This window comes from Rhizobacter sp. P3_C12 (assembly GCF_056402735.1).
In genome coordinates this window covers 1-10,990 of record NZ_JBFUGW010000210.1, presented here as the reverse complement: position 1 = coordinate 10,990, position 10,990 = coordinate 1, and the positions used below count along the sequence as shown (strand labels likewise).

7 protein-coding genes and 1 pseudogene are annotated in these 10,990 nt (G+C 60.8%); 6 read left to right on the top strand and 2 right to left on the bottom strand.

Annotated elements, in window-relative coordinates:
* Window positions 1–179: pseudogene (locus tag AC1DXV_RS25145) on the bottom strand (IS5/IS1182 family transposase); the annotation flags it as partial.
* A 307-nt stretch (window positions 180–486) separates the two neighbouring features.
* Between AC1DXV_RS25145 and AC1DXV_RS25140 the strand changes: the two are divergent.
* The gene (locus AC1DXV_RS25140; protein ID WP_477936098.1) at window positions 487–1,806 is read left to right on the top strand and encodes a hypothetical protein; all 1,320 of its coding nucleotides are present in this window, start codon (window positions 487–489) and stop codon (window positions 1,804–1,806) included.
* A gap of 697 nt (window positions 1,807–2,503) precedes the next feature.
* Here AC1DXV_RS25140 and AC1DXV_RS25135 read toward each other — a convergent pair.
* Window positions 2,504–2,749, bottom strand: coding sequence for a hypothetical protein (locus tag AC1DXV_RS25135; protein WP_477864864.1), 246 nt, complete (start codon window positions 2,747–2,749; stop codon window positions 2,504–2,506).
* A gap of 254 nt (window positions 2,750–3,003) precedes the next feature.
* Here AC1DXV_RS25135 and AC1DXV_RS25130 point away from each other — a divergent pair, with 254 nt between their 5' ends.
* The 5 genes from AC1DXV_RS25130 (at window position 3,004) to AC1DXV_RS25110 (ending at window position 10,794) form a co-directional block, all read left to right on the top strand.
* Complete coding sequence (locus AC1DXV_RS25130; protein WP_477864863.1) at window positions 3,004–4,074, top strand: hypothetical protein; 1,071 nt, start codon at window positions 3,004–3,006, stop codon at window positions 4,072–4,074.
* On the top strand, window positions 4,031–6,871 hold the full coding sequence (locus AC1DXV_RS25125; RefSeq protein ID WP_477936096.1) for an ATP-binding protein: 2,841 nt from the start codon (window positions 4,031–4,033) through the stop codon (window positions 6,869–6,871). Before AC1DXV_RS25130 ends, AC1DXV_RS25125 begins: the two co-directional genes overlap by 44 nt.
* Before the next feature lies 1 nt (window position 6,872).
* Window positions 6,873–8,018, top strand: coding sequence for a trypsin-like peptidase domain-containing protein (locus tag AC1DXV_RS25120; protein WP_477868228.1), 1,146 nt, complete (start codon window positions 6,873–6,875; stop codon window positions 8,016–8,018).
* Window positions 8,019–8,049: 31 nt separating this feature from the next.
* On the top strand, window positions 8,050–10,104 hold the full coding sequence (locus AC1DXV_RS25115; protein WP_477868226.1) for a DNA/RNA non-specific endonuclease: 2,055 nt from the start codon (window positions 8,050–8,052) through the stop codon (window positions 10,102–10,104).
* 156 nt (window positions 10,105–10,260) lie between these two features.
* A complete protein-coding gene (locus AC1DXV_RS25110; RefSeq protein ID WP_477868224.1) occupies window positions 10,261–10,794 on the top strand; it encodes a hypothetical protein in 534 nt (177 codons plus the stop codon).
* Window positions 10,795–10,990: the final 196 nt, after the last annotated feature.

Genomic DNA, 10,990 nt, shown 5'->3' with positions numbered 1-10,990 from the left:
ATCCGCTCCACGCCGATCGGTGGGCGACCGACGCGGCCGCTGCGCGGATAGTGCGGCTCGATCAAGCCGCACAGCGCCGACCACGGCACCACGCGCTCCATCTCGCCCAGGAACTTCTCGCGCCTCGTCTGGCGCTTCTTGCCCGCGTACTCCAGGCTCGCAAAGCTCGTCTGTTTCATGCAACCATCCTCGCTGTCCACGCCTCGTTCGGCCATCGAGATCTGCCCGAATAAATCAGCGGTTCCCTAGGCTTCGTATTCCGTCATGCGACCTTCCTTGTCTTCCGTGGTATGCGGATCGATAATTAATGCGACAACACTGAAATAGATGCGACTGAGAGACTGGTCTCTGTGGGGTTGCCCCGTATCGATGGAGGCCGGCGCAGCGCGCAAGACATCGAGGACGAGTTACGTGAGCTCCGGACATTGGCGACGGCGGACCGCCGGATACGCGTCGTGTCACAGTCGGTCCAGGGAAGGAAAACACATGGCAGCGTACGGTAGCGATCACTACCTCGACACACCGGAGGGCCAGCTGGCCCGCTATCGCAAACGCCGGAGCAATCGCCTGTACTTCTCGATCCTCGGCATCGAGCCCCGTGCGAAGCACTCCATGAAGCCCAGCGACAAGCTGGCCATCCAGGGAGAGCTCCTGAAGAGCATGCTCAACCAGCGCCGACGAGCATTTCGCGGCCCCATCGCTTTGAAGCTCCGAGTGCAGACAAGCGAACGCACGCCGACCCACTCGCATCACATCGCGAAGAACTACCTGGATCTGTTCGGCAAGCCCCTTGTCGATCTGGGCAGTCGGCGTCGCGGCCTCTTGTATGCCGACGACCGTCAGGTGCATGCGCTGTCCGTCTCATGTTCTCATGGAGAGCCCACGCCTCAGGTCTGGGGTGAGGTCCGACCGCTGACCGATCTGCTGGAGGACCTCGACATCGGCGCCGAGGTTCAAACGACGAGAGATGATGAGCATCGCCTGCGCGACGAGCTGGACTACGAAGCCAGTCTGGATCACTTCAACGACCTTCGCCGAGACCCGAAGCGGTACATCGCCATGATGGGCCAAGAACCCTACGAGGCGTGGCTCAGAAGCGCGCGCCAGCGGGCTCAGGAGACGCTGTTCTCCCGCGTTCGACTCGAGACTCGCGATCTGTCCCGCCTGCACGACGTCGCCGCCAGCAGACATTCTCCATTTTCCGGCTCCGATCTGTGGGAGCAAATGTTCTCGCTGTCCCCGCTCAGGATCCGGCTGAGCGAGCTGCCCCATGTCAATGCCTCGTCCGCGAAATGGAAGGCGGAAATCGATGACAAGCTCGCTTCGTTCCGACGGGATTTCGCATGGCTCCTCGAGCCCCTTCTGACACCGCTAGCGCTTGAGGTCGTCATCAGGCCACCTGCGGTGGAACAGGGTCAGGCACATGACCTGGACAACGTGCTTCGCACCTATTTGATACCGAGGGTGTTCGACGCGTTGAAGCCGATCTCACACGTGTCCTTCGCCACAGACTTTGAAGCGCTGGCTCGCGTGGCCCCGATGATGTCTCGCACTAGTGGCTTCGCCGAATGGGTGGCCGCCCGCCGAACGCCACCGGCAACCACCCGAGTCGGCGTGACGCGCTACGAGGTGTGGCGGCTGCCTCCAGCCGCCGCGGGTAGCCGCGGCTTTGTCAGCGTCGCGCTGGCCGCCGACATGAGCGGCTTCAACGATGTGATGACCCGATTGGACGAGGACGTTCAAGTTTGGGCCGACTCGCTGGCGTCAGGGGGATCGGCTCGCCCCAGGCGGCGCACTCGCTGGTAGTGTTCGCCGCCTGGCGAATGGCAAGACGATCCTCGGCGGAGGACGCCGCTGGTGAGCTGCCGCGCGCTCAGTGCCACCGGAGCCCGATCCGACTTGATCGCCCCCCGATGTAGAGGCGCAGGGGGGCGGCGTTCTCATCGTGCAAGGCAACCAAGCCAAGACAGCTGATGTCAAACGCTTGGTGAAGACTGCGCTGAAACCGGGTTTGTTTCTGGACAAGCTGTTCGCTCCGCTTCCACGCAGAAACGGATCGACCGCTTGCAATTGGCAGGTATCCGGATCGAGTTGACGTACGCGCCTAACCACAGTGTCGTCAGAATATTGGAGCCCGGAAATGAGCTCCAGCCGACGACACCCGGCACTGCGGAGGTCATACGTCAGAGCTACCACGTGCCGATGGTCGGGACGCAAGAGAGGGGCTGATGGTGCGATCCAATTCTGCCGGCAAACCCGGCGAAGTCGTTTCTTCGGCTGGTCGAAGTGTAGCGGCGTCGCACGTCATCCCTCTGTCATGTGGGAGTCTCACGATTTCGGTCTTGAGCTTCTCTTGTGCCGGGCTGGACATGACCGAACTCGATCAACGCGGCTTAGCCCACTTAGCCAGTCAACCCAGTATGGAAACCCGTGACGTGTCCACGAACGACTGCTTTTACTGGTGACGATCGCTCGAACCCGACTCTGCGGCAGGAGGGAAGCTCTAAGGTTGCTTGCGCACCTTGCGGGCGATGTCCACCAGCCACTGCACATCGGCGCGGTATTTATGCTGCTGCGTGACGGCCGGCCGGTCAATCCGAACAGGGAGAAGTTCGATCCAATCGCCGAAACGATAGGCGGCAACTCGTTGCAGGGTGGGCCGCGGAACAACTGGCACAAGAAGTGGGAGGGCGTCTTTTTCGCGCTGGGCGATCTCGTCAGCGCGTCCACGACTGTTGTTGCGTCGCAAGGCACGTGCGAGGCTTGGCCTGAAGCGTGGGCCACCGACACTCTGTCGGTTGCACGTACATCATTTAGGGGATTGAGTTTCGCTGCGAGCGTACCGCCCAATAAGGGGTGGAAAGTCACAGCGACGGATCTCGTGGCCTACGCGGCCTCGGAGCGGGCGGTCAAGATCGAACGGATCACAGAGGCGGGGACCCCCTGGCTGAAATGCTGCGAGCGATCTGGCTGGATTGACGCGGGACATGCGGAGGGGGGTGCGTGCTTTTACCCGATGAACACAAGGCGGCCCAGGCCGCCATTGTTGACGTGCTCGCCAACCGCGGCGACGTGCGCGGATTTGTCATCACCGCCGTCGCCGACGCCGACCAGCGTGCACGGCTGCTGCCCCAATTGTCTATCGAGCCTCGAACTGTCCGGGAAGCCGCACTGGACCTTCTTAATGTCTGCATCGCGGACCAATTCGCCGCTACGCCGACTTGTTGGATCGAAGCCATCCTTATGCAGGTGAATGTCGTGGCGCAAAGCGCCATCCTGCAAGCGGCAATAGCCCGACTGCATGCAAGACAGATGCCTCCTTCAACCGTCTTCGACAAGGCGTGGCTCAATCAGGTGCCATTCTTCGATCGCACCCTGTTTAGGCCGCTGGTGAGAAGGTTGATCACCACGACGGACCTGCCCGTGCTTCGCGTGAATGGACCTCAAGGATGCGGCTGCACATACACCGCAAGGGCACTTGAGGAGATTGCGCACGAGTACGCGCAGCACATCACCGTGTTGACCGCCGAGATTCCGACCTCCCAGGCGACCGTGTATTCCCTCGAAGACCTTGTCGGTGACCTGCTCGCCATTGTTCCAGGCGGAATACCGCTGCCGCCGCGATCCGGCAGTTCGTACGCGAGCCAATTGGTCAGGCATACGCTCAGCAGGGCAACGAATCAGCACCAGACCTTGATCTTTGTCATCGATGGTGCCGGATTGGAGGACGTGAACGAAGAAATCAAACTGTTTGCGGCGGGGCTCGCAAAAGACATTTGCAGATTGGCTGTACGTCGGCATGCCCGACTCGTGCTGATCAACCACCACCAGAAATTGCGGGTGCAAGCGTCCGACATGCGCGATGAAATCGTGCCTGATCCCGCCGCTCTCCAGGAGTCCGATTTGGAGCGTTGTCTCACGGACATGGAGGCCTGCAGGATCGCCGCGGGCGGCGCAGTCCTGACAGCACCAGCGAAGGAACTCGCGAAACTGCTGTTGGCGGAGGCGCCTGCGGACCCCAGGACGCGCCTTGAACACCTCAACGGCCGCCTTGTGGCCATCTTCGAGAGTTGAAGCGGTGACGGCGAAACCAACAGAAGGCGAACAAGCCGCGCGCGATCTGCTGGATCGCATCGCGAAGGTCGCCGAGGTCGCACAGTCGCAACGCGACGCTTACCTGGCGGCCGCTTGTGTCCTTGCGAGCGTGAGTGAACCCGACGATCTGAAACCATTCGGTTCGGTTCCACAGCGGTCTGCGCTTCGAACTCTTGGTCGTGAACTGAAGAAATCGCCGGCGAGCGTGTTCGCCGGCGCATACGTGCTTGACCCCAAGGCGCGGGCTGAAGCGCTGAATGACATGACACAGGCGCAGATCAAGGCTGCGCTCAAGCTGAATCCACACGAGAGGCACGGACCGGGCCAGCGCCTGTACGAGGACCTGCTGTTCGGTAGGCTTCTGAGCTCCGAAGAGGTCGATGACCAGGACTTGGAGATGGTCGTTCAGCTGATGACATGGTTGCTGCCGGTACGGCCGCTGAACGACGAACTGAAGCGCGCAACGGCGAGATTGGAATATGCCAGGTACTTGGCACCGTTCTTGACGCTCGCCTCCGACGAGCAATTCGTGGGCCGCAAGAACGAACTCGACGAGATGCGTGAGCACGTCGGCGTTCTCTCACCTGCCAGCTACGTTCGTCGGATTCGCGGGGCGCTTACGCCTGACGTACTAAAAGGTCAACGGCCCGCGCTGAGCATCTTTGGCCCCGGAGGAGCTGGAAAATCCACCCTGGTGGGACGTTTCGCACTCGAGCACCTGCGGGTTCCACTCGACCAACGCATCCCATTGGCGTATCTCGATTTCGACAGACCTGACCGCGACATCGCCGACATCGGGGGGCTCACTGCCGAAATCATCCGCCAGGTTCATGCGCAGCGAGGAGGCGAGGCATACGAACCCTTGCTGCTACAGGCGGCATTGCTGGTGCAACTCGAAGAGGATCGTCGCGCAGTTGAACGGGCTTCAACCTCAAACGGAACGACGCTCGATCGGGATCCGAACCGCGATTCTCAAGAAGCAACCGATTTCGAGATGGTCGTGGAAGTCGCGGACGTTCTGAACCGGCTTCTCGTTGTGCTTGCGCAAGAAGAGGTGCCCGGTCCGCTCGTTCTCATCCTGGACTCCTTCGAAGAGGTCCAATACCGTAATGAAGCGAGGGCACAGGCCTTCTGGGAAGTGCTGCAACGCACCGAAGGCGGTGCGAAGGACGTGCGGACGGTAATTTCTGGGCGCGCTCCAGTCCGTTCGCTCACGTGGAACGATCTACCGGCGACGGAGCTCGAAGTCGGGGAGCTAGATGAGGCGGCGGCCAATGCCTTCCTCAAAGGACGGGGGATCAAGGACCCAGCAGAACGTCGCGCCATCATTCGTGTGGTGGGCTGCATGCCCTTGTCTCTGGTGCTGGTTGCGACCTTGTTGATGGCCGAAGAGGGCAGAGTTGCCGCACTTCAGGGTCTGTCGGGCAAGCGTCGCCTTTGGTTTTCGGCCACAGACGAGGTCATCCAAGGGCAGCTCTACGAGCGCATCCTCGGGCATATTCACAACCCCAGGGCGCGCAAGCTCGCGCATCCGGGTCTCGTCCTTCGCCGGGTGACCCCGGACCTCATCGAGCACGTGCTCAACGAACCTTGCAACCTCGGCATCGAGTCACGGGCCGATGCGCGCGAACTCTTCGAGGAACTCAAGCGCGAGACGGCGTTGGTCACCATCGACGACGCGGAAGACGCCGTTGTTCACCGCCGTGACCTTCGGGCAGTGATGCTCAAGCTCATGGAGGCCAAAGACCCACCGCTCGTGCAGCGCATTCATGCTGCTGCGGCTTCGTGGTATGACGGCAGCCGGGACCTGCGTTCTCGCGCGGAGTACTGCTATCACGCACTCCACCTTGGTGAGTTTCCTCAAAGATGGCTGATTGACAGCGAGATTCGCTCCAGCATCCAGGCGTCCATCAAAGACTTCGCGCCGGAAGTCCAGGAAAGACTCTATCGCATCGATTACCTCCGAGAAGGCGGTCGGAGCGCGCAATCCAAGCCGACGAACGACCAGCTGATCGTCAGTGTCGAAGCTGCGCTGGCATACGCGCGAGTGGGGCTTAGGATCAGGGAGAAGGACGTGCGCAGGGCGTACGACGATGAACGGTCATTGCGCATGGCATTGCTCGGCTGGCGAATGTTCACCGAGATGAATGAAACCGATACGGCGCTTGATTGGCAGCGACGCGCCGACAGGTGCTCGGTGCTGGAGCCCGACCCACGTCAGCGTCTTTTCTTCCTGAGTGAGAAGTGCTGGCATCTGCACGCGGTGAACCGCCGCTGGGAAATGATCGAACAGGGTCTTCTCGACAGTTTGGGCAAGCATGCGTGGCGTCTTCATGAGAATTGGGCGATCGCACAGTACTGTTTGCACGAAGACTTGGCGAAGCCTTTCGAAGAGGTCCGAAACGAAACGCGAAGCGCGTTGCGACGGTTGGAATCGACCGACCTTTGGGACATCTTTCCCGTGGTCGGCGCTGCGTGTGAACGATCCACATGGGGGATGGACGTTTGGGTCCATTTGGCCCACCTTATCGCGGATCGCTCCGGCCCCCTGGTCCGTGCGGACATGAAACAAATGGATCGTTCACGTCACGATCTGGTGCAGGCCGCTAGGCGCGGGCTCTCCGACAGGCCGATATTTGTCGGCGACCAGGACCGTTGGTGTAGGGAGCTCGCAAGCCAAGTCGCAAAACTCGCCCGTTCTTGGCCATACCGGGTACTTCGCGTGCAGGCCGCCTATTCATCGGGCGGCGACGAACTCTCGGAGTCGGTGGCATAGCATGGCCTTCCAGTACGTGTCTGCTACCGAGGAGGATGCGCTCATTGCAGCGGCCATCGCGAGCGACCTCGTCGATGCTGACCGTAAGGACCGCATGGAGGGCATCGACAAGCCTTGGGCCAGTGCACTCAGATTCGGAAACAGCGCCCAGGATCGCTTTATTTTCGAACTGCGCGCCTGCAACAGCATCGAACGCCTGCTCGACGGAACCGTGCCGCTGGCGCGCTTTCTTGCCAACTGCACGAGGTGGCTCAAGTTTCGGTCGCTGCCCGAAGCAACGCTCTTCTCCACCCAGGCTACTCGTATTGGGAACAGGACCAGCGGGACACCCCCGATGGCGATCGCTGCCGCTCTTCCTGTCGCCATCAAGCAAGAAGCGATTATTGGGCGCAACGAACTTCTCGACTACGTCTTCTTCTCGAAGGGCCTGCGCGTGGGAAAAAGCGTGGGGCGGATCCTGATTCCACGCTTTGAGGGCGAAACCCAGCGCCTTCTTGCTGACGGCAAGCCGTGGATCATGAACGGCACGGTGTGGATGATCGCGAACGACCTCGCCATCACCAACCATCATGTGATCAACGCGAGGAACAACGACGAAGGTCCGGCAAGCGCGAGCGAGTTCGAGAAGCAGGCCTCCGAGGCTGTACTTCAGTTCGACTTTGACCACGCTGGAGCGGCCCCGACTTCCGTGCGAGTGGCAAAGCTTCTCGCACAAGACCCTGACCTGGATTTCGCCTTGCTGTCTGTGAATGCGGGCGGACCGGAACCATTGCGCATTGCGCCCTCTCGCTTGAGCCTGGATGCGACTTCGTGGCAGCCACTCAACATCATTCAACACCCTTTGGGCGGCCCAAAGAAAATCGGCATTCGCAGCAACATTGCCCGCACTGCCGACAACGATGCGGTTCGCTATTTCACGGACACAGACTTCGGGTCATCCGGCTCACCCGTGTGCGATGACAGGTGGCAGGTCGTGGCGCTTCATCGCGGAGCGGAGGAGGTCTCCGGCGTAAAGTTTCAGGGTCAGGAAACCGCCTACATCAATCTGGGGACGCAGATCCATGCGGTCCTGGACAAGATACGGACGCAGAACGCCGCTATCGCGGATCAGATCGCGCAGTGCCAGACTGACCTTGCGTTGGCATGAGCAACGGAGCAACCCATGGGAGGAAGACGCCATGAGCGACGGACTGGAACGCCTGCGAATTTTCAATCGAATGGTCAGCGAGCGCGACCCTCATCTCGCCGAAGAGGCCAAGACAGGCGTGACGGCAAAGGCCAAGGCAAAGCCCAAGGTGATCCAGGAGGGAGCGGCGCCAGCGGCCGCGTTGACAGACGACTTGACGCTCGAAAGCATCATCATGCGCACGCAGCGACCGGTGCTTGCGATCAGGGACAACGATGCCGTCCTTGAGTTCGACGAGATCGAGGATTCGAAGACATGGAAGGATCGCCTGAAAGCCGCACAGCCGTCGCTTAGCGGGACGATTCCTGCGGTGGGCCGGATCGAGCTGACGGGGAGCAAGTACGACTGGATCGGCACGGGCTGGCTTATCAATGAAAGCGTGCTCGTCACGAACAGGCACGTGGCCGAAGCCTTTGCGATGCGCAAAGGGCAGGGCTTCTCGTTCACGATTGGTTTGACGGGGCGGCCCGTCGAGGCCGCGGTTGACTTCTTCCAGGAGATCGACAACAACCGGAAGCCGGTGTTCAAGCTGCTGCGCCCCCTGTTCATTCAGCAGGCTCCGGGCCCCGATGTCTCGTTTTTCGAGGTCGACCTGACATCAGGTAAGTCCTCGTTGGCGAAGCCGATCACCCTTGCCACGCGCGTACGAGAAACCCTCAATGCCGCAGTCATCGGTTACCCGGCCTACGACAGCCGGGTTCCCGATGTCGATCTGATGGAGAAGATATACGGCCGCAAGTACAACAAGAAGCGGCTGGCACCAGGCTCCGTGACCAAGGTCCAAGACAAGCAGATCTTGCACGACTGTACGACGCTGGGCGGCAATTCGGGTTCGGCCGTCATTGACCTGGACTCGGGGGAGGCCTTGGGCCTGCATTTCAGCGGCACCTTCCTCACGACCAACTACGCAGTGCGTGCCGACGTGGTCGCCAAGCTGTACGCGGACGTCAAGAGTGGCCGGGTGTTCAACGAAGCGCCTAAACCGCCCCGGCAGTCCCCGGCTATCCGTGCCTCCACCGCCCAGCCCGACTCGGACCGTTCGGTGACCGTCACGATCCCTTTGAGAGTGACGGTTTCTCTCGGCAATCCGGGTAACCCGGGCTCGCCCTCACAGGTGAGGCACGTCAGGGTGGCGCCAACACCCGGCGACGATGGGTCTGGCGACATCGCCGGCGACGAAGGACGCGTGGAGGACTACAGCGACCGAGAAGGGTACCGGGGGGACTTCCTCGGGGATGGCGCGGAGGTGCCCTTGCCGTCGGTGGAATCCCAGGCGAGTGACGTCCTCAAGTACGACAACAACGGCAAGGAGGATTTCGAGCTTCGCTACGAGCACTACTCCGTCGTGATGAGCAAGAAGCGCCGGATGTGCTTTTTCAGTGCGGTGAACATCGACGGCCAGTTGTCAAAGAAGAGCGCGCGGGTCGCATGGAAGTGGGACCCACGCATCCCGAAGGAGCAGCAGATCATGAACGAGTGCTATGGCAACCCGCCCAGGTTTAGCCGTGGCCACATGACGCGGCGCGAGGATCCGGGCTGGGGTGACGCTGCGACAGCGAAACGCGGCAACGAAGATTCCATGCACGTCACCAACACCATGCCGCAGATGCAGGCGTTCAACGCACCAATCTGGCTCGCGCTGGAGGACTACGCACTTCAGCATGCGCGTGAAGATGACATGAAGATCTCGGTGTTCACGGGACCGTTCTTCAAACAGAGCGACCCTGTGATGTACGGCGTCAATATCCCGAGGTCGTTTTGGAAGGTGATCGCGTTCATCCACGATGAATCTGGCGCACTCTGCGCCACGGGCTATGAGATGTCCCAAGTCGACCAGCTACAACCCGAAGAGGAGTTCGTCTTCGGACCTTTCCGTTCCCCGCAGCTTGGCACAGCCACGCAGGTGAGCATCGCTTCCATCGAGAAAAAGGCTGGTCTGAGCTTCGGTGATCTGGCCGATGTCGATCCGCTTGCCGCCGGAAACGAAGCAATAGACGGTTGCCCATCTGAGCCGCTGCTCGCACTGGAACAGATTCGCTTCGTTTGAGTTCTGTCCCTTCGCTGCATCTGTGCAGGGTGGTACAGACAGAGGGAAGGCACCTGCACGTGACACCTTACACGCCGTGCGAGCAGCCGTGATGAGGCAAGGCTTCAGTTCCATCGCGCGCTGTTCACATGCCAATACTTCTCCGAGGGAGCAACGATGAGCCTTGTAGCTGCCAGCACCATCGCCTATCGGCGGCGCGCCGACACACGGCGCCCGAATCCCGAAACCCTACCGCAGCTGGAGGAAGCTGTTGGTGGCGAGCCAGAGACAACCAACGCCGTGACGTCCGCGCTGAGTGCCATAGCGACCTATATCCCGTCCGAAATCCTGACCCTGTACGTCGCGGTAGTCGCTGCGCTGACACCGACTGCAGGTACGTCTGCGAACGTGACCACACAATGGTCGACGCTTATCATTTTTACCACCCTGACACCCGTTGTGGTTTGGGTGCTGTACGCGATCAAGGTCAGTGGAGCCGGCAAACCGCTGCCGGTCACGCCTACCAATTGGCCGCTGTGGGAGATGAGTTCCGCCACCATCGCATGCCTCGCTTGGAGTTTTGCGATGCCGCAGACACCGTTTAATGGCCAACCTTGGTACTCGCCACCTCTCGCCGGGATCGCCGTGCTGGTCGTCAGTACGGCGCTGGGCCTTGTCGCGCCACTGTTCACCAGGCGCGCATTGACCTAGGGATGAGCTGATCAATTCAATGTCTGGAGCCGACAGCTTCTCTGCGAATGCATTGCACCGCGGCGAGCGCACGTTTGCGTGGATTTCGAATGATTGGCGAGCTCGTCTTAACCTTCAGGGCGCACTGACCCCTGCAGGCCTGAGCAGCGGCCTCTTGGCGATCATGAGGTTGGCCAGCGCGAACAGGCTGTACATG

Bases quoted from the DNA above. Each gene is read 5' to 3' on its own strand.
- AC1DXV_RS25140 (WP_477936098.1), top strand. From the start codon at position 487: ATGGCAGCGTACGGTAGCGATCACTACCTCGACACACCGGAGGGCCAG.
- AC1DXV_RS25120 (WP_477868228.1), top strand. From the start codon at position 6,873: ATGGCCTTCCAGTACGTGTCTGCTACCGAGGAGGATGCGCTCATTGCA.
- AC1DXV_RS25115 (WP_477868226.1), top strand. From the start codon at position 8,050: ATGAGCGACGGACTGGAACGCCTGCGAATTTTCAATCGAATGGTCAGC.
- AC1DXV_RS25110 (WP_477868224.1), top strand. From the start codon at position 10,261: ATGAGCCTTGTAGCTGCCAGCACCATCGCCTATCGGCGGCGCGCCGAC.